Source organism: Aliikangiella sp. G2MR2-5 (assembly GCF_015687155.1).
In the GTDB taxonomy this organism is placed as follows: domain Bacteria; phylum Pseudomonadota; class Gammaproteobacteria; order Enterobacterales; family Kangiellaceae; genus Aliikangiella.
Genome location: NZ_JADPQF010000008.1, coordinates 164,473 through 183,002, shown reverse-complemented (window position 1 = coordinate 183,002; position 18,530 = coordinate 164,473). Strand labels below are relative to the sequence as shown.

Annotated in this window: 19 protein-coding genes; 6 read left to right on the top strand and 13 right to left on the bottom strand. The window is 43.7% G+C overall.

Annotated features, from left to right (window positions below; translation table 11 throughout):
* Window positions 1-3: 3 nt before the first annotated feature.
* From IYN84_RS19990 to IYN84_RS19935, 12 genes are all read right to left on the bottom strand, one after another.
* Window positions 4-1,542: a Wadjet anti-phage system protein JetA family protein gene (locus IYN84_RS19990; RefSeq protein ID WP_210330757.1), complete on the bottom strand. Its 1,539-nt coding sequence runs from the start codon at window positions 1,540-1,542 to the stop codon at window positions 4-6.
* 95 nt (window positions 1,543-1,637) lie between these two features.
* Entirely contained in the window at window positions 1,638-2,327 is a 690-nt protein-coding gene (gene queC, locus IYN84_RS19985) for a 7-cyano-7-deazaguanine synthase QueC (protein WP_210330756.1), read from the bottom strand.
* Window positions 2,328-2,363: 36 nt separating this feature from the next.
* The gene (gene queE / locus IYN84_RS19980) at window positions 2,364-3,011 is read right to left on the bottom strand and encodes a 7-carboxy-7-deazaguanine synthase QueE (protein WP_371735009.1); all 648 of its coding nucleotides are present in this window, start codon (window positions 3,009-3,011) and stop codon (window positions 2,364-2,366) included.
* Between the two features lie 862 nt (window positions 3,012-3,873).
* A complete protein-coding gene (gene ybgF, locus IYN84_RS19975; RefSeq protein ID WP_196141042.1) occupies window positions 3,874-4,647 on the bottom strand; it encodes a tol-pal system protein YbgF in 774 nt (257 codons plus the stop codon).
* On the bottom strand, window positions 4,637-5,152 hold the full coding sequence (pal, locus tag IYN84_RS19970; RefSeq protein ID WP_196141041.1) for a peptidoglycan-associated lipoprotein Pal: 516 nt from the start codon (window positions 5,150-5,152) through the stop codon (window positions 4,637-4,639). The genes ybgF and pal overlap by 11 nt, the downstream gene beginning before the upstream one ends.
* Before the next feature lie 243 nt (window positions 5,153-5,395).
* Window positions 5,396-6,748 carry a Tol-Pal system beta propeller repeat protein TolB gene (gene tolB, locus IYN84_RS19965; protein WP_196141040.1) on the bottom strand — a complete coding sequence of 451 codons (1,353 nt, stop codon included), beginning with the start codon at window positions 6,746-6,748 and terminating at the stop codon, window positions 5,396-5,398.
* Window positions 6,741-7,619 (bottom strand): cell envelope integrity protein TolA, encoded by an 879-nt coding sequence (gene tolA / locus IYN84_RS19960; protein ID WP_196141039.1) that lies wholly within the window; start codon window positions 7,617-7,619, stop codon window positions 6,741-6,743. Before tolA ends, tolB begins: the two co-directional genes overlap by 8 nt.
* Window positions 7,620-7,734: 115 nt before the next feature.
* Window positions 7,735-8,172, bottom strand: a complete 438-nt coding sequence (tolR, locus tag IYN84_RS19955; protein WP_196141038.1) for a protein TolR — start codon at window positions 8,170-8,172, stop codon at window positions 7,735-7,737.
* 33 nt (window positions 8,173-8,205) lie between these two features.
* Window positions 8,206-8,883 carry a protein TolQ gene (gene tolQ, locus IYN84_RS19950; protein ID WP_210330769.1) on the bottom strand — a complete coding sequence of 226 codons (678 nt, stop codon included), beginning with the start codon at window positions 8,881-8,883 and terminating at the stop codon, window positions 8,206-8,208.
* Window position 8,884: 1 nt separating this feature from the next.
* The gene (ybgC, locus tag IYN84_RS19945) at window positions 8,885-9,298 is read right to left on the bottom strand and encodes a tol-pal system-associated acyl-CoA thioesterase (protein ID WP_196141036.1); all 414 of its coding nucleotides are present in this window, start codon (window positions 9,296-9,298) and stop codon (window positions 8,885-8,887) included.
* A gap of 207 nt (window positions 9,299-9,505) precedes the next feature.
* Complete coding sequence (locus IYN84_RS19940; RefSeq protein WP_210330754.1) at window positions 9,506-10,003, bottom strand: GNAT family N-acetyltransferase; 498 nt, start codon at window positions 10,001-10,003, stop codon at window positions 9,506-9,508.
* Window positions 10,004-10,203: 200 nt separating this feature from the next.
* On the bottom strand, window positions 10,204-11,796 hold the full coding sequence (locus IYN84_RS19935) for an ABC-F family ATPase (RefSeq protein WP_196141035.1): 1,593 nt from the start codon (window positions 11,794-11,796) through the stop codon (window positions 10,204-10,206).
* 276 nt (window positions 11,797-12,072) lie between these two features.
* Between IYN84_RS19935 and IYN84_RS19930 the strand changes: the two genes are divergently transcribed.
* The 6 genes from IYN84_RS19930 to IYN84_RS19905 all read left to right on the top strand — a co-directional run bounded on the left by IYN84_RS19930 (window position 12,073) and on the right by IYN84_RS19905 (window position 17,502).
* On the top strand, window positions 12,073-12,471 hold the full coding sequence (locus IYN84_RS19930) for a GntR family transcriptional regulator (RefSeq protein WP_210330752.1): 399 nt from the start codon (window positions 12,073-12,075) through the stop codon (window positions 12,469-12,471).
* Window positions 12,472-12,516: 45 nt separating this feature from the next.
* On the top strand, window positions 12,517-13,404 hold the full coding sequence (locus IYN84_RS19925) for an ABC transporter ATP-binding protein (protein ID WP_196141034.1): 888 nt from the start codon (window positions 12,517-12,519) through the stop codon (window positions 13,402-13,404).
* A complete protein-coding gene (locus tag IYN84_RS19920; protein WP_196141033.1) occupies window positions 13,391-14,710 on the top strand; it encodes a hypothetical protein in 1,320 nt (439 codons plus the stop codon). Before IYN84_RS19925 ends, IYN84_RS19920 begins: the two co-directional genes overlap by 14 nt.
* A gap of 274 nt (window positions 14,711-14,984) precedes the next feature.
* A complete protein-coding gene (locus IYN84_RS19915; protein ID WP_196141032.1) occupies window positions 14,985-15,710 on the top strand; it encodes a UPF0149 family protein in 726 nt (241 codons plus the stop codon).
* A gap of 56 nt (window positions 15,711-15,766) precedes the next feature.
* Window positions 15,767-16,147 carry a hypothetical protein gene (locus tag IYN84_RS19910; protein WP_196141031.1) on the top strand — a complete coding sequence of 127 codons (381 nt, stop codon included), beginning with the start codon at window positions 15,767-15,769 and terminating at the stop codon, window positions 16,145-16,147.
* 272 nt (window positions 16,148-16,419) lie between these two features.
* Complete coding sequence (locus tag IYN84_RS19905; RefSeq protein ID WP_196141030.1) at window positions 16,420-17,502, top strand: aminoglycoside phosphotransferase family protein; 1,083 nt, start codon at window positions 16,420-16,422, stop codon at window positions 17,500-17,502.
* Here the strand turns inward: IYN84_RS19905 and ruvB are convergent, their stop codons facing one another.
* The gene (gene ruvB / locus IYN84_RS19900) at window positions 17,503-18,522 is read right to left on the bottom strand and encodes a Holliday junction branch migration DNA helicase RuvB (protein WP_196141029.1); all 1,020 of its coding nucleotides are present in this window, start codon (window positions 18,520-18,522) and stop codon (window positions 17,503-17,505) included.
* Between the last annotated feature and the right edge of the window lie 8 nt (window positions 18,523-18,530).

The following is an 18,530-nucleotide window of genomic DNA, read 5'->3' as shown; positions in this document are numbered from 1 at the left end:
TCATTAACTCTCGACGGATTGTTTTTCGACAGACGCTTTTTCATCGGACTGTATATCGGTGGTTTGATTGGATTTGCTTTTTGTTATTTGTTTTTCAGAAGTATCAATATTTTTTCGAACGAGTTCGAGAGAGAATTGATCCGCAACCAGAAAATACTCGTCACTTGTTTTCTCACCAGTTGGTTCGATATTAAACTGATACTCGCTGGAGCGGCCACCAGCACTGGCAGCCTCTATAGCGTGACTACGCAAGATCAAATCGCGAGCGCTGTTAATAGGCAAATCATTCAGGAAAAGTTTCTCACCTTTGGAAAGCGCATCGACGAGATAATCGGTGAGCTGCTGGTTATTAACCATAAAAGCTTTTTCCAGAACCTGTTGCAAGTAAAACTGACGACGCGATTGCTCGTCCATTTCGGCAGCTTCTTCGACTCGGGTATCGACAATTTTCTTTTTTCTGCCGGCATAAATTTTTAGTTGCGCAGGATCCAGTAAATCCAGATTGAGTCCAGCCATTTCATCACCAGCTAGGCTCATTTTGTCTGCAAACTCACTATCATCCAATGTTTTTAGTCTTTGTAAATTATCTAGAAGCTGGTCACCACCGCCCTGATGACTAAAACTCAACTGGCGCATAATAATATCTGCACGACGTGTAAAGCTAAGCAGCGCCTGCCTTAATGCCGGCAGCATGATATTACTGGCGTTATGGATTCGACGTTCAATTTTATCCAGTAATGTCAGGTAAATGGACTTATCTTCAGACTCCAGAAGTTCTGGTGCGGTTTTTCTCAAGTTGAGTTCGACCTGCGCTTTAAAATCTTTGCGCTTACGTCTGGCAACACCAATAGTTGAGACTATATCGTCGCGGTATTTTTCAACGCTGTCGACAGATAGTCTAATCGCCAGATCAGGAACGAATCGTTTCTCCATAAACTCAAAAAATTCATCACTGGCTTTTTGTACCAGTTGCTGGGCTTCGACTTCCTGAATGAGCGCGCGTTTACGCTCTTCGAGTTCGGAAATTACATCACTAAAATCGCTGATGATTCTCTCTGAATATTCATAAGCATCTAGCAGTTCATAAATATCTCCGAGCTCGGAGAACATTTTAAGCGCATTGCGCGTATTTCGAGTATTTCTGTGACGGGTACGAAAGCGCCCCTGACTTAATTCGACCACCGGCTGGGTAAACATTCTCCCAATGCGGGTAAAACCGTAAGAGCTTTGCAGAGTTGCTTCATCTACCTGTTTTTCTAGCCAGGCGTGTTCAAGCAGAATATTTAATGTCCAGTTTGCCTGTTCTCTTTGTGAGCGCACCGGCTGGTTAAATTCATCTTCGCCTTGAGACTCTAACAAAGGTGCACGAGTTATGGCTTCTTCGAAACATTCGATGACCATTTCCCGAGATAGCAACTGGGAATAGTCCGCCTGACTGGTATAGAGCCGGCTATAGAGCAGCTGCAAACATTCCAGGATCTGTTCCCGATATTTGCTGGTAAGCGGCTTAAAAAAATCCTGGTGTTGTCCTTCAAAAAACACTAAATACGACTACCTGTTTTTATTATCATTAAGTTCCAAGGTCGAAACAAGAATTGCCCATAACTCGCAACATCTATTACTTATCACTTGCATCTTTAAACATAGAGCGTTGGGTCTGCGACATTGGCATCGGCAAAAGCCTGTTTTCTTATTAAACAGGAATCACACTCGCCGCAAGCTTTTCCTTCATTATCTGCCTGGTAGCATGAAATCGTTTGTGAATAATCTACACCGAGTTCAACACCCTTCTTAATGATGTCAACTTTGGTCAGATCGATTAGTGGCGTTACCAGTTTAACACCTTTACCCTCTATACCGGCTTTAGTCGCCAGATCCGCCATTTTTTGAAAAGCGTCAATATATTCGGGACGACAATCGGGATAACCGGAATAATCGACTGCATTAACCCCGGCAAAAATCGCGTCAGCTTCCAGTACTTCAGCCCAGGCTAAAGCAATTGACAGAAAAACGGTATTCCGTGCCGGAACATAAGTCACCGGTATATCTGCTGACTTTTCAGCGAAAGCAGTATTTTCTCCGGTCGGCACATTGATTTGCTCGTCGGTCAAAGCAGAGCCACCGAAACTTCCCAGATCAAGATCGATAATTTTATGAAGCTTGATCGACTCGGTTTTCGCGATACCCTCTGCAGCAACCAATTCAGAAGAGTGCTTTTGTCCATAACGAAAACTAAGTGCGTAACACTCATACCCCTGCTGTTTAGCAATCGCCAGACAAGTACTGGAATCTAGTCCGCCAGATAATAAAATAATCGCTTTTTTCATAATCTATTTTCTATCTTAAACGTATTTTTAAATGCACTAATGCCCGGCGGCATCGTCCCATAATATTTTGTGCATTTGTAGCTGAAAGCGAACCGGCAGGTTGTCTTCAATGATCCACTCGGCCAATTCTCTTTCATTAATCTCACCGAAACAGGGTGACATAATGACATTCGTTTTTTGCGCCAATTGATACTGGTCCATCTGCATTTTGGCCCAGTCGTAATCCTTGCGGCTCATAATGACAAATTTAACTTCATCCGACTGGTCGAGGTGTTCAATATTGGAGTAGAGATTTTTGCCCATTTCTCCTGAATCAGGCGCTTTCAAATCCATAACTTTGCTAACCCTGCTATCAACACCTGAAATATCAATAGCGCCACTAGTCTCGATGGAAACGGAATATCCCTGATCACACAGGATTTTCATTAATTCTTCACAAGGTTTCTTCTGTGCCAGAGGCTCACCACCTGTTACGCAAATATGTTGCGGCTTGTAGCTTTCGATCTTCGCGACCAGATCATCCATCTCCCAATATTCGCCACCGGTAAAAGCATACTCGGTATCACACCATACGCAGCGCAACGGACAGCCGGTCAACCGGACGAAAAGAGTCGGCTTGCCAATGGTAGAAGATTCGCCCTGCAGAGAATAAAAAATTTCGGTGATTCGTAAACGCGACAAAATAACACTTCAAATTGTGAATAATTGGATGATTTTACCGGAGAAAACAGGGAATTTCGAGGAGGATTTGAGGGAATTGATAATTCCCTCAAGCTCCCACAAAATGGGGTTTGTAAGAGGCTGATTTTATTCGGATTATGCTAATTTTTGCCGGGCATTTATTGTTCTGTATAAAAAATGACTTTTTTTATTTTTTTTAACTTTTTATTTGTTTCGCATCGCTGCGCTTTGATGCGAGTTACTTTTGGCCTAAGCCCCAAAAGTAACCAAAAAGTCTTGTTACAGGCGAACTTACTGACCTTTATTTTCAATTCCTATATGCCTGTCACACCAGACTTAGCCTTAAACAATGATATTGCTACCAGAGCAAAACTCGCTTCGCTCAAACATCGCTCTGCAAAGCCGTTCACACAGCGCTCAGCAAAATTTTAACCTTCTGTTAAAGATTAATATATAAGACAGTTAGGTAGAATTAACCGAAAGGTTTAACGGATATGAATTCGTTACTTAACCTGAATTTGTAAGTCATGTGTTACAGCAGAGATAGCTTATTTTTTAGCTGTTCTGTTACAGAGAGGGCGATAGCAATTTTCAGCTTTATATATATTCAAGCTTTGCTATCTCCCAACGCGAAAAGGTACGAATGCCAGCGCAGCGACTGGGCATTTTGGTTACTTTTTTGCTCTTGAAAAAGTAACTTATGACCAAATATAGACTACCCCCTGCTCTTGCAGGAGTAAAAAACTACAGCGTCAAAGTACAGAGATGCGAAACCCAAAACATCAAGCAAGTCAGGAGAGGCCTAAAAACCTGGAAACAAAAAAGGAGGCATCGCCTCCTTTTTCAAAATACAAGAATGACACTATTAATGCCCTTTCTGCTTAATATCCTGCAATGCCTTACGCGCAAGCTGCTGGGAAGCACCTGTATACTTACTGACCACTTCGTTATATAAAGTTTTGGCTTCAGCCCACTGTTGCTTCTTGGCTTTAATATCCGCCAACTTCAAAATTGCTGCCGACATCTTCGATGAGTCGGGATATTCAGTCCTCATCCGGTTAAACTGTTTTTCCGCTTCATCCAGCTTACCCTGAGCAAAATAGACCTGACCAATCCAGAACCTGGCATTATCAGAATATGCTCCCGTCGGGTACTTAACCAAAAAAGCTTCAAACTGCTGAATAGCATTCGAGTAGTCTTTGTTACGCACCAGTTTAAAAGCAGCTTCAAACTCGCTTCGACCATCACTACCGGATACCACCTGCTTGACCTCTTTAGCGGTATTCTGGCTAATAACAGGGGGACGTTGTGTTACCGGAGTTTGAGCAGGTGACGCACCACCGGATGCAGGCAATCGGCTTAAGCGACTCTCAATATCCCGGTAAAGATCACGCTGACGTTCCTGAATCTGCTGAAGCTTGTACTCATGTTCTTCCACAAGACCACGTAATTCTTTCACTTCTTTTTGCAGTTCAATCAATTGCATACTCATTCGAGTTTGCAGTTGATTGCGAGTTTCGGCTTGTTGTTCGAGACGCTGAAGACGCTCTTCGAGAGACAGCTCGGCGGCTGTAAGACTACTTGAAAGAGAGGTTGTGACGGCAAGCGCCGCCACAAGAAAAAAGGAATTAACCTTCATACTTCAGTTCACCGCGACGGTTCATAGACCATGCGCTTTCGTCATGTCCCATTGCCGCAGGCTTTTCTTCACCGTGACTAACTGTTTTGATTTGAGAAGCTGCAACACCGTTCAACATCAGGATTTCAGCAACGGCTTTTGCACGACGCTCACCTAACGCAAGGTTGTAAGCTGGCGTACCACGCTCATCACAGTGACCTTCGATAGTGATGATAGTGTTAGCGTTTTTAGCCAGGAACCATGCATGAGCTTCTAGAAGTGCGCGACCTTCAGGCTTAACAGTGTCGTCGTCAAGGTCGAAGTAAACAGTACGTGCTTGACGAGTTTCTGCATTGATGCGAGTCATGCGCTCTTCTTCAGTTTCTACTGGCTCAACAACTTCCTGAACAGGCTCTTGAACTACAGCTTGTGTATCAGTCTCGTTAGAACCGTCGCTTGAACAAGCGAACAAGAAAGAGGCTGAAGCCAAAACGACCAGGACTTTCCCCAATTTGGTGATAGACATTAGAATGCTCCTATATTTTTACTATTAGTTAGATTTTTTGGTAATTCTTGTTAAACCGCCATTATGTATTATTTTTACCGCATAAAACAATGACAGATTTATCAAACTCCTGACATCGGTCACATAGTTGCCCGACGTTCTAATGAAAATTTCACTATTTTAGGTAAATTTGAGAGGTTACTCTAATAATAAGCCCCGTCATATCTACTTAAATACGGACTATAGCCTTTCCTTTCCAAGCTATCAATCCAGAAAAGGCGACCAGACAGGTGCTTTTACCTCTCCCTGACGCGAAGGCAAGCGCGCTTTAAAGCGTCCATCGGTAGAAACCACTGACAGAACCTGTCGATTTCCATAAACCGTGGCATAAATCACCATACTCCCGTTTGGAGCCAGACTTGGCGACTCATCCAATTGGGTTTTAGTCAGGGTTTGCATGGCGTTGGACTCCATATCTTGCACTGCCACATGGAAAACTCCGTTAGTCCGGTTTATCAGTACCATGGTTTTGCCGTCCGGGGTCAAAGAAGCGCTAGCATTATAGTTTCCTTCCCAGGTAATTCGGTGTGCACGGTTACTCGCCAGGTTTTGGCGGTATATCTGAGGACCACGTCCTCGATCTGAAGTAAATAACAAGGTTTGACCATCGGGCGTCCAGCTGGCTTCAGTTTCAATTGAGCTGGTGTTTCGAGTAATTCTGGAGAAGCGGAAACTTACCAGATCCAGGACATAAATCTCTGGATTACCATCACGAGATAAAGTCAAGGCTAGTCTGCGACCATCAGGCGAGAATGAAGGTGCACTGTTAATCCCTTCAAATGCTGCTACTCGCTTCCTGTCTCCGGCAACATAAAGACTCTGGATATAAACTTCTGAGCGGCCATTTTCAAAAGAAACATAGGCTAGCTTTTGGGCATCAGGTGACCATGCAGGCGACATAATCGGCTCATGCGAAGCAAACAATGTTTGCGGTGCGTATCCATCAGAATCGGCCACCATGAGGCGATACGGCTTACTCTGAGAGCGATCAACACTGACATAGGCGATACGAGTAGCAAATGCTCCCCTTTCTCCGGTCAGCTTTTCGTATATCCGGTCCGCAATACGATGCGCGTGAAAGCGCAAGTCTTTGGCTCTGACAATTGAAGAGTATCCATCCAGTCGATTACGATCGACTGTCACCAGTTCACCATTTCTCACTTCCTGTTCTTTCTGAAAAACATCGACCAGCTCATAACTGACTTTCAGCCGACCATCAGGCTGCTCTTCGATCTGACCCACTACAACCGCTTCAATCCCTTTCTCTCGCCATAGCTGGAGATTAACGTCTTCGTACTTGTAGACTTGTTGCAGTAATTCGTGACGGGCCATAGGGTTAAAGCGGCCACTGCGGCGTAAGTCAGCGCCGATAACGGTCGCCACTTCGCTGGGAGCATTGACCGATGTCCCTTTCCAGGAAAAAGGGAGTACGGCAACCGGTCTTGCGCCATCGATACCTTCACTAATAACAAAATCCAGCTTCACTTCTTCTGCTTGCGCAGCACTAAAAGCAAACGCCAGAATAAAAACAACTATCGCCCTAAAACTTCTATTCATTTTTCTCATTTTCTAATTTAAAGGTTCTAACTTTTAAAACTTCAAATACATCCGGATCGTTGGATACTGGAAGAGGTTCAGCTCTAAGAATAGCTCTACGTCCTGACTCGCAATAAGCGGTATCACCACCGAGCACCTGAATGTCAATGACAAGGCCTCCTGGTGCCAGTCGAATTCGGAAAGTACAGTCTCCAGGATTCTCCGGTTTAAACCAGTTCCGCTTAATCTTTCCTTCGATGAGTAAGTTATATTTATCAACTTCACTCATAACCTGCTGCTGATGTGCAGCTGCTAGCTCAGCCGCTTCGGCTTCCATCGCTGCCTGCATTTCTTTTTCCAAGGCTTCCTGACGTGCCTTTTCTTCGGCTTCTTTGCGTTTGCGTTCAGCTTCTTCTTTGGCTTTACGTTTACGCTCTTCCTCTGCTTTACGTTTTTTCTCTGCTTCTGCCTTTTTCTTACGCTCAGCCTCGGCTTTTTTCTTCTTTTCCTCTTCTTCCTTAATTCGCTTTTTCTTTAAGTCAGCCGTTTTCTTTTCTTCGGCTTTTCTCTTGCGCTCGGCATCTTCCTTTTTCTTGCGAGCATCCGCGGCTTTTTTCTCTTCTTCGATACGCCGTTTTTTGGCTGCCTCTTCAGCTTTCTTTAAATCTTCCAGCCGTTGCTTTTCTTTACGGCTTTTATCCAGTCGTTCTTTCTTCAACTTTTCGACCAGTTGCTCTACCCGTTTGCTATTAACCGCGGTCGCATTAATTTTCGGTTGAGGCTGACCGGATGGTTTCACCTCAATTTTTGAAAACTGGAAATTCGCCACCAATAGTGCCAACAATATGATGTGAGCAGCGATAGATATGATGATGGCTTTTTTTAAATTCATTCTTTAGATTCTTAAACAACTAATACTTTAACTTTTAAATCGGTATGCTTTACCGTGCCGCCCGTCACTCAAGACACGCTATCCGAACCTCGAGAGCTTCCCGCAACCTTAATCTTTATTCTTCCGGATCGGTCATCAACCCTACAGATTCGATCCCGGTTTCCGACTGAATCATCACCATCAATCGAACCACTTTATCGTAGGCGACATTGCGGTCACCGTTGATCATGACTTTGGCATTGGGGTTGAGCTTTCGATGAGCGGCGATTAACTCTACAAGCTCATGCGGCTCAAGCGCCTGATCTCGCGACTCTCCCACCGACAAGTAATAGTTACCACTGGCATCGATACTGGCGATTAGCGGCGGCTCGTCATTAGCCGATACAGGCTCTGCATTCGCCTGAGGCAATTCGACGTCGACACCTGCCGTGATCAAAGGTGCGGTAATCATAAAAATAACCAGCAACACCAACATTACGTCGATATAGGGCACCACATTGATTTCGGCGACCGGTCGGCGCTTGTTATTTCTTCTGATTGGAACCTGACTCATAAAATCAATTTCACTACCTTAACGTTCGAGCAACTATTGCGCCGCAGCCTTGGTGTGGGCTTTACGATGCAAAATACCGGAAAACTCTTCTACAAAGTTTTCATACTGGGTTTCTATTCGCTGTACCTGGTGAGTAAAACGGTTGTAGAAAATAACCGCCGGGATCGCAGCAAACAACCCCATTGCCGTAGCAATCAAAGCCTCAGCAATACCAGGCGCGACCATAGAAAGCGTTGCCTGTTTAACGGAGCCGAGCGCAATAAAGGAGTTCATAATTCCCCATACAGTCCCAAAAAGACCGACGTACGGCGTGGTTGAACCAACCGTGGCAAGAAACGATAAGTGAACTTCTACCTTGTCAATCTCTCTTGAAAAGGCAACTCGCATGGCTCGGTGAGTTCCATCCATAACCGCTTGAGGTGAAGTCCCAGTCTGCTTGCGAAGACGGGCAAACTCGCGATAGCCAGCCATAAAGAGCAATTCCATACCTGAAGGCTGGGATTGTCGACTGGTTAAGTCACTATATAACTTGCTCAGATCAATTCCTGACCAGAAACGTTCCTCGAATTTGTTACCGGCAACAACCGCAGATTTGAGTCCCCGACTGCGCTCAACAATCATTCCCCAGGAAACAATGGAGAGAATGAGCAGTCCTATCATAACCAGCTGAACAACAACACTGGCCTCAAGAAACAGGTTTAAAATAGACATATCAGCTGACACGCTGAAACTCCTCCCTAATAGCTGCCGGCATACGACAAGGTTTAAATGCTTTTAGTTTTAAACAAACCACATTAATCGTGGCCTGGCATAATATTTTTTGACGCTCGCCTTTATGAAAAAGTTTTTGCACAAAAGTCAGACTCGCACCGCGAACGTCTTTTATTTCACTGACAACTTCCAGCTCATCATTAAATCTTGCCGGGTAAAGGTAATCAACATCCGATTTAGCGACAGCAAAAGCAATGTCCTCAGCTAACAGGGCAGCTTGATCAATTTCGAGATACTTGAGCCACTCACTTCTAGCCCTTTCAAAAAATTTTAAGTAATTGGCGTGATAAACCACATTTCCCGCATCAGTGTCCTCGTAATAGACATTGATGGGCCAAATAAATTCCTTCGACATCGTCTGTTTTACTTAATTGGAGTACAAAAACCGGAGTTATCTATGCCCGGCACCTAAAGTTTGGGAACTATAACCAATTGATGAGGAGAAATTAACCGCTAATATGTAAAAAAGTGGCAAATTTGAGTAATTTGTGAGGAGCTGCCGCTAAATTATTGAAAATTTGTACTTTTGTTAGAAAAAACGGTAATAAGGCTCCCGTCTGCGCTAAAGCTTCAACTCCATGAAAACTACTTCCGGCAGTGGGTTTTCATAGTAAGAATCGATTCGCTTGAAGCCCAGACTTTCATACAGGCTAAGCGCTGCTTGTAGGCGTTCCAGCGTATCGAGCTGCATTCTTTTGTATCCTATTCTCTTCGCTTTTTCGATGACGAGCGTTGCCAGTTTTCGACCAATAGCCAAACCTTGAACCTCAGGTTTGACATAGAGACGCTTCATCTCGCAAATATCATCTTTAATCGGCCTGACTGCGACGCAACCAACTGCCTTCCCTTGATAATAGGCGAGGTAAATAGCACCATCGGGTGCGGCATACTTTCCGGGTAATGTTGCCAGCTCCTGCTCAAAGCTCTGAAAGCAAAGATCAACCTTCAGAAATTGCTGATACTCTCTAAAAAGCCGAGCGGCGGATTCTATCTCCTCCGGGCTTTCTGCCAGTTTCAATAGGATTGAATTTGTGGGCGATGCTTGCTGAATACTAGTCAATGGATGTCCTGAGTCCAGTCCCGGGTCCAAGTAGAGAACTCCAGGTTAAATCAATATTGATTTTAAACAGATCAAGATTTTAAATAAGCAAACTCGAAGAGACAAGTATAAGAACATGACTTTTACTTTGATAAAAAAGCCTGGCTCAACTATTCTTCGAGCCAGGCTTTGAGATCTGACAGGGAGACCTTGATGCTAAACTAGGAAACAATTCCCTGCGAAGACAAATAATCTTCGTACTTACCTTCAAAGTTAACAATAGTATCTGTTTTCATATCCAGCACTCGAGTTGCCAATGAAGACACAAACTCACGGTCATGGGATACGAAGATGAGAGTTCCGTCATAGTGCTCGAGCGCCAGGTTGAGAGCTTCGATTGACTCCATATCCATGTGATTGGTGGGCTCGTCCATAATTAAGACATTGGGCTGCTGCATAATCAATTTACCGAACATCATGCGCCCTTTTTCACCACCAGAAAGTTTAGTCACCGATTTTTTGATGTCGTCCTGAGAAAACAGCATTCTGCCGAGAATGCCGCGTACAGCTTGTTCGTCATCACCTTCGTTTCGCCACTGGCTCATCCAGTCAAACAGGTTCATATCTTCTGAAAAGTCTTCATTGTGGTCCTGAGCGTAATAGCCAATATTGACGTTTTCTGACCATTTAATCTCGCCTGATTTAACAGGCATTTCACCAATAAGGGTTTTCAGAAAGGTTGTTTTACCAATCCCGTTAGGACCAATAACGGCAACGCGTTCGCCAACTTCGAGCATCAAACTAAAGTCTTTGAACAGTAATTCATCATAACCATTTGAAATATTTTCCAGCTCAAGCGCCAATCGGTAGAGTTTCTTTTCCTGAGTAAAGCGAATAAACGGACTTTGACGACTCGAAGGTTTAACTTCTTCCAGCTGAATTTTTTCAATCTGTTTGGCGCGAGAGGTCGCCTGTTTCGCTTTGGAAGCGTTGGCTGAGAATCGCGACACGAAAGTTTGCAGCTCGGCGATTTGTGCTTTTTTCTTGGCGTTATCGGCAAGTAGTCTTTCTCTTGCCTGAGTCGCTGCGGTCATATATTCATCGTAGTTGCCCGGGAACAATCGAAGCTCACCATAATCGAGATCAGCCATGTGGGTACATACACTGTTGAGGAAATGACGGTCATGGGAAATGATAATCATGGTTGACTGGCGCTGATTTAAAATATCTTCCAACCAGCGAATGGTATTAATATCGAGGTTATTGGTTGGCTCGTCGAGTAACATGATATCAGGATCGGCAAACAGAGCCTGCGCAAGCAAAACTCGAAGTTTCCAGCCAGGGGCAACAGCGCTCATAGGACCAAAGTGTTGTTCTGTTGGAATGTCCAGCCCAAGCAGTAATTCGCCCGCTCTGGATTCTGCGGTATAACCGTCCATTTCTGCAAACTTCACTTCCAGATCCGCAACCAGCATACCTTCATCTTCGCTCATTTCCGGCAGGCTATAAATGCGATCGCGTTCCTTTTTCACTTCCCATAGTTCTTTGTGACCCATTATTACCGTATCAATAACGGTAAACGCTTCGAAAGCGAACTGATCCTGGCCGAGAACACCAATTCGTTCATTTGGGTCAGTAATAACCTGTCCGGCTGAAGGCTCCAATACACCAGATAGTATTTTCATGAAAGTGGACTTTCCACAGCCGTTAGCTCCGATCAGACCGTAGCGATTACCTTCGCCAAACTTGACTGAGATATTTTCAAATAATGGCTTGGCACCAAACTGCATTGTGATATTGGCTGTAGAAATCAACTTAAAACACCTTAAATTCAATTAGTTAGAGATGAGTCTTAAGTGGTTACCCAAACTTTAAGATTGACAACTCAGACTCAAAGGCCGCGCATTTTAGCCTAGTTTGCTCAGAAAGTAAGCAGTAAATGCATTATTAAGTTGACAATTGAACGCCCACTGTATCATTATATTAATACACCAATATTAATACTAATACACTTGTTGATGCGCTAGTACACTCCTAAGCAGAAAATAATATCTGCTCAAGCGCTAAAAACAAAAAATAGGGATTACTCAGTGACAACCAGCAACATGGTCAGTTTGTTTTCGCTAAACGGAAGCTCCGGCATTCCGATTTACCGTCAACTTATCGATCAAATTAAACAGGCGATCAGAATGAATCTGTTAAAACCCGGAGAGCAATTGCCGTCGGTACGTAACCTGGCAAGTGCGCTGCAAATCAACCCCATGACTATTTCAAAAGCTTTCGCTCAACTAGAAATAGAAGGTGTGCTTTTGCGCAAACGAGGTGTAGGAATGTTAGTTGCCGAGCAGGTTGAAGGCCAGGATATATCCGCAGAACTGGAACAGCCACTTTTAAATTTCATAAAACAGGCTCGAACAGAAGAACTGGATGATGAAGCTATTATCACGCTAGTTCAACAGTACCTGTCTATTGACAACGGTGCTAAATAGTTAGCAGTACTCTTTGCAGAAATCTAGAGATTTGAGGAACAAGGTATGAACTCACCCATCATTTCAATCAACAGCTTGACCAAAGCCTATGGTCAGCAACATGTGCTCAACCAGCTTAACTGGCAAGTCGAGCAAGGAGATATAGTGGCACTCCTCGGCAAAAATGGTGCAGGTAAAAGCACCTTGCTTGAAACCCTTATGGGACTGCGTGATGCCTCTTCAGGCGAGATCAGAATATGGGATAGTCACTGGAACGATATGCAACAGGAGAGGCGGGAAAAAGTTGCTTTTGTTGCGCAGGATATTAAAGGGTTTGAATGGATGAATGTGAAAACATTCCTCGAATATCTCGGAGGCTTCTTTCCACAATGGGACAGAGACTACTGTTTTCAACTGAGCAGTCGCTGGAATTTGGATCCAAAAAAACGAGTGGGAGACCTGTCCGGTGGACAAAGTCAGATTCTTCATGTCATTCAGGCACTTTCCAGTAAGCCGGAACTTTTAATTCTGGATGAACCCGTTGCTCACCTGGATCCAGGTATGCGAAGGGAATTTCTGGCGGAGCTCATAGAACTTAGCTGTGATCTTAATTCTACAGTGATTTTTTCGAGCCATATCGTTTCTGATCTGGAAAGAGTAGCTAACAAAGTTGCATTGCTAGCTCATGGGGAAATCAACCACTACTACGATGTAGATACTCTGAAATCATCGATTGCTCATGTGAAACTAACGGGTGATTCAAGAGTAGATAAGCTGCCATATTTTGACGCTCTGCATAACTGGCATTCAAGACACGATGGTGCAACAGCCAGCATTGTTTCCCCCTTGGAAAAACCGATTGAATCAATGGCAGAGGCCGCGGGCGTTCAGGTAGAAAAATTACCGATGTCGCTGGAAGACTGGTATCTGGAGGTGAGCCATGCAACAAATTAAGCGTACTTTGTGGTTGATGTTATCTCACTCATGGATCACCATGATTGCTATCGCATTACTCTTTGCCCTCTTTTTATTTTTTCAATTCCTCACGCTCTACAACGGGTTCGAGCCTGAGAAATCTTTTCAGGCATCTTTGGTACTCGACATAGTACTTTGTGCCTTTACGGGAATCTATATGGGAGGGGCTTTGTTGAGCCTGAAGCAGTATTATTTGTGGAAGGTAAATCCTAACTTTAGAAAAACGTTACTAAAAAGTTTTCTTATAATTGTAACCACCATTTACTGCCTGGTCCTGCCTGGACTCATCTTTAGCCTTGGTGATAAAAGCTGGCTTTATTTACTCGTTCCTTTGTGTGCGGCAATCTATGCTTCCACTCTCGTACTTGAAGATAAGTGGCTGTTACGGATCTTGATACCTGCATTTCCAATAGGTATGGCACAATTGCCCAGTTTTGGAATACCTGAAATTTACTCGCTAATAATTGTGATAGGCGGTGCAGCTATCATTTTGTACCGAATGCAATTGGCGTCAAATTTCCGAAAACTGGACAACGCGGATCGCATTAGAATAACCATTACCGAATCAACCAGTATAAAGCCGACTTTAGTTTTCAAAATCAATTATTACTTAAGCTTGCTCGCCGAAAAGTTAATCCTTAGACCTAAAGGAAATATGGTCTGGGCTGTATCTCTTCCGCAAACAAAGTTGAATCTGATATCGCTAGGTTACCTCATCATTGTCGGCGTATTTATATTGATGACCAGTAAGAAAGACAAAAACTTACTGGAACTTTTTAGCCCGATGTTTCTCACCGCTTCATTTTTGGTAATTGTTCTGGAGTCAAGACAGTTATTTTCCCAGGTTAAATCATTTGCCCATATTTTTAGCGCAAATAATCATCGCCAGTTAAAAAATACTATTCTGCGCAAGGTTGATATCAATTTTATTTCTAATGCTTTCACTTTTAGTGTGGGAGCTCTGGTTCTAAGCTTCCTTTCCCCGGTTCAGACTAACTACCAGATCGTTTTCGGTAGTTTGCTCATCGTCATGTTAGTGTCCTTGATTTTTCTTCCAATGATGCTATCAATTCAGTGGTTAAAAGTTTCATTCGCCCAAGTGGGAATTGCGAGCCTTTACGGGTTCAGTATTTTTGGTTCGCTGCGCTGGGCAGGTCAAAATCAGGACTTGCTCTTTCAACCTTTAGCAGTGATTAGCGTAGTATCACTATTTTTACTTGCCCGGGCAGGAACGCAGTTATTATTCTGGCAAAGACCTGTCGAGCGCCTGGTAAAATGCAAGTAGATACTTTATTGACCCTCCTCTGGAATAGAGATATCCAAACATGCTCACTGTTGTGCTCTTTCTGATTGCTTTAGTTCTCTGTTGGGGAGTGAACTCAGGGGTGACTAATACATTGTTTACCCTCGAGCCAATTACGGACGACTGGATCACTGCTCTGTTGTTTCTTGTCGTCCCGCTACTACTTTTTCGATTGATACGTCAGATAAAAAACCTCCCCGTAAAAGAGCCAAAAAAGGTACAATGACACCTTCATTAATCCAAATAACTTTTATCAATGCCAACTATCGACTTATCCACTTTAGAAAACTGCTTCGAAAATCAATCAGTTAAAGACGTTTTTGGAAGTCTTTATCATAGCCTGGGCTTTATCACCGCGGTAGCCTCAGCGCCGGAAAAGGTACCAGCAAAAGAATGGATGCCACAACTTTGTCTAAATAACGAAGCAGGCATGGATATTGAGGATAGCGAACTGGCGAAAACTCTATCCCAAGGCTTTGTTAAATGGTGGCATACATGTGACCTGGCATTTGAGCATAGCCACCCATTGGAGTTACCGGCCGCCCTAAAGTTGACTGCAGAAGGCAAGCCTGAAATTGAGCTTGTTGAGTTTTCTACCGGTTATCTGGATGCCTATCGTTGGCTATCAGGCAGCTGGCAGCAGCTACTGCCTGAGGAAAATGAGCAAGCTTCGCGCAGTGTGGCACTACTCAATATTATTCTGGCAAAATTTATCGATGAAGAAAAAATAGCTCGGGAAGAACCTGAACTGGCAGGACAACTTCCCAATATGCAAGATTGCCTCAGTTCGATGCCTAAACTTATTTCGGCCGTTGGTATGTTGGGAAAAGATCTCGCTCAGGAGCAGTCTGCCGTTCATACTTCCAACGACAGTGACAGCTCAAAAATTGAGCCCTACATTAACGAACAAAAAAGTGTCGGACGCAATGATCCTTGTATTTGTGGAAGCGGAAAAAAATTTAAGAAATGTTGCTTACACTAGTTTGATAATGAGCGATAGTTCATTATGAGAGAGCTCGAATAGAAAAGGGAAATATGATGAATATAAAACGAAGACTTATTGCTTCCGGTTATTTTTTTCTACTGTTAGCTTGCCAGCCGAATGATGGCTTAAAAGCTAATGATTTGAACAAGGACTCAACGATGAACGCTCAAGTATCTGATAAACAAGTTCAGATGAAGGGAACTATTCAGTACATTTCACTGGAAGGAGGATTCTATGGAATTGTAACTGAGAATGGTCAAAAACTTTTGCCCATGAATCTTGATAAAGCTTTCATGCAGGATGGCGCTATAATTGAATTTTCTGGCAAGATGGAATCAGGCATGATGACCATTCAGCAATGGGGAAAACCTTTTAAAATAACTGAAATTAAGTTAATCAAAGCCGGGAAAGCCAATTCAAAACAGGAGTTTTAGAAAGCATTAATAAGGCTCTACTGTCTCAGGCAAGTACGAATATCTCACATTTATAGCGATAAAATAAATTTTCCGTGAACAAAGCTATGGTCAAGGGATTTGATTATCGCTATTATTGCCCGCTCAAATTTGACACAGATAACGACTCAAACCATGGAAAGCTCACGCACATTACCTCTCAAGGATATACGTTTAAATGTGGGAGAAGTTGGCTGTGTACATCTGCAGTATTCGATAATAAACCTAATAACAAAAAGATTCGAAAGATGACAATGAGCGATATTTTAAGTGATGACTGGGAAAGTCTGAAAACCTCCTTCCAGCTGGAAACCTCTCTGGCAGATGTTGAGCCATTGGGACAAGGACATATAAACGATACTTTTCTGGTTAGTGAGGGCGATTCAAGCTGGGTATTACAGCACATCAATAGTCAGGTGTTCCCAAACCCGCAATTAGTTCAGCAAAACTTTGACAAGGTTTCCGAGCACTTAAGTGTGTCAGACTACCCTCTGGAGCGGCTGAGCATTAGAAAAACCCGAAATGGCCACTCTCTTGCCCTTAACCATGGACGCAGCTGGCGACTAATGAAGTATATCCAAGGGTGTAAAACACTAGAAATTGCACGACACGCTCAGGACGCTTTTAACTGTGCCCGCGCGGTTGGACTGTTTGACCGAGCATTGAGCACTCTGCCTGCTTCAAGTATCCGGCCAGTGATTGAAGGCTTTCATGATTTACAGTTACGCCTTAATCAATTTAATTTGTCGTTACTTAAAAACCACGAAAACAGGGTTGCGCGCTGCGCACAAGAGCTGGAAGTGGTAAAACAGTTTTCCAATTTGGCCAACTGGATACCAAAAGCCAAAGCCAATCAGCTTATTCAGGAAAAAATTACACATAACGACACCAAAATATCGAATATATTAGTCAGTGAACATACAGGAATTGTTAAAGCCGTTATCGACTGGGATACTATCATGCCTGGTTACTATCTGTTTGATTATGGCGACATGATCCGTAGTTTTGCGCCCGTAGGTGGCGAAGACATGCCTGAATATTGCGAACTTCGCTGGGATGTTGTGCAAGCCGTGACTGAAGGTTACCTCTCTGGGAATGGAGATAATTTATCCCGCTTCGAAAAAGAAAACCTGTTAATTGGTGCGCAGATCATGATATTCATGGTGGGCGTACGCTTTTTAACGGATTACTTCAACGGCGATATTTATTTTAAAACCCGTCAGGAAGATCAGAATCTGCTCAGAGCACAAACCCAGTTTGCTTTGCTTACACAACTACACCGTGAACATGATAACTGGCAGAAAGTATTAGGATTAAAAAGCGTAAAATCAGCCTAATCAGTCAAATAAGTCTCGGCTTTTGGGTGAATAGCCAAAGTGTTGATAGGCCAGTTTGGTGGCGAGCCTTCCTCTGGGTGTTCTTTGAATAAAACCTTGCTGTATGAGGTAAGGCTCCAGTACATCATCGATAGTGTCGCGTTCTTCACCGATTGCAGCAGCCAGAGAGTCCAGACCCACCGGGCCTCCCTCAAATTTGTCTATAATCGCTAGCATCAGTTTTCTATCCATATTATCGAAACCACGATCATCAACATCCAGCAGGTTGAGCGCTAAATCGGATACGGCCTGAGAAATTTTTCCATCAGACTTCACTTCAGCATAATCTCTTACCCTTCGCAATAAACGGTTTGCAATTCGTGGCGTACCACGTGAGCGACGTGCTATTTCTCTTGCTCCCTTAGAGTCTATTGGAATACCAACAATATTTGCCGAACGCTCAACAATATGAGTCAGGTCGTCAATATCGTAAAACTCCAGGCGCTGGACAATACCAAAACGATCTCTAAGAGGAGAAGTAAGCAGTCCCGCACGCGTAGTCGCTCCAACGAGGGTAAAAGGCGGTAGATCCAGTTTGATGGAACGAGCAGCAGGCCCCTCACCTATCATTATATCCAACTGATAGTCTTCCATCGCGGGATAAAGGATCTCCTCCACCATTGGGCTTAGACGATGAATTTCATCGATGAAAAGTACATCATTTTCTTCAAGATTGGTTAGTAAAGCAGCTAAATCACCCGCTTTTTCCAGAACAGGTCCAGAGGTGTGACGAATATTAACTCCCATCTCATTTGCAATAATATTCGCCAAAGTAGTTTTGCCCAAACCTGGAGGTCCGAAGATTAGCGTATGATCGAGCGCATCATTTCTATTACGTGCGGCTTGAAAAGCAATATCCATTTGCTCCCGTACCTTCGGTTGCCCAACATAATCCTGCAGAGTCTTCGGCCGAATGGCACGGTCTATTTGTTCTTCGCTACCTTGCGATGAAGCACTAATAATGCGATCAGTCTCAATCATGAAAATTC

What these genes read in the sequence shown, in the direction of transcription:
- queC (WP_210330756.1), bottom strand. Translation starts at nt 2,327, where the DNA reads ATGAAAAAAGCGATTATTTTATTATCTGGCGGACTAGATTCCAGTACT.
- ybgF (WP_196141042.1), bottom strand. Translation starts at nt 4,647, where the DNA reads ATGAAGGTTAATTCCTTTTTTCTTGTGGCGGCGCTTGCCGTCACAACC.
- pal (WP_196141041.1), bottom strand. Translation starts at nt 5,152, where the DNA reads ATGTCTATCACCAAATTGGGGAAAGTCCTGGTCGTTTTGGCTTCAGCC.
- tolB (WP_196141040.1), bottom strand. Translation starts at nt 6,748, where the DNA reads ATGAATAGAAGTTTTAGGGCGATAGTTGTTTTTATTCTGGCGTTTGCT.
- tolA (WP_196141039.1), bottom strand. Translation starts at nt 7,619, where the DNA reads ATGAATTTAAAAAAAGCCATCATCATATCTATCGCTGCTCACATCATA.
- tolR (WP_196141038.1), bottom strand. Translation starts at nt 8,172, where the DNA reads ATGAGTCAGGTTCCAATCAGAAGAAATAACAAGCGCCGACCGGTCGCC.
- tolQ (WP_210330769.1), bottom strand. Translation starts at nt 8,883, where the DNA reads ATGTCTATTTTAAACCTGTTTCTTGAGGCCAGTGTTGTTGTTCAGCTG.
- ybgC (WP_196141036.1), bottom strand. Translation starts at nt 9,298, where the DNA reads ATGTCGAAGGAATTTATTTGGCCCATCAATGTCTATTACGAGGACACT.
- IYN84_RS19925 (WP_196141034.1), top strand. Translation starts at nt 12,517, where the DNA reads ATGAACTCACCCATCATTTCAATCAACAGCTTGACCAAAGCCTATGGT.
- IYN84_RS19920 (WP_196141033.1), top strand. Translation starts at nt 13,391, where the DNA reads ATGCAACAAATTAAGCGTACTTTGTGGTTGATGTTATCTCACTCATGG.
- IYN84_RS19915 (WP_196141032.1), top strand. Translation starts at nt 14,985, where the DNA reads ATGCCAACTATCGACTTATCCACTTTAGAAAACTGCTTCGAAAATCAA.
- IYN84_RS19910 (WP_196141031.1), top strand. Translation starts at nt 15,767, where the DNA reads ATGAATATAAAACGAAGACTTATTGCTTCCGGTTATTTTTTTCTACTG.
- IYN84_RS19905 (WP_196141030.1), top strand. Translation starts at nt 16,420, where the DNA reads ATGAGCGATATTTTAAGTGATGACTGGGAAAGTCTGAAAACCTCCTTC.
- ruvB (WP_196141029.1), bottom strand. Translation starts at nt 18,522, where the DNA reads ATGATTGAGACTGATCGCATTATTAGTGCTTCATCGCAAGGTAGCGAA.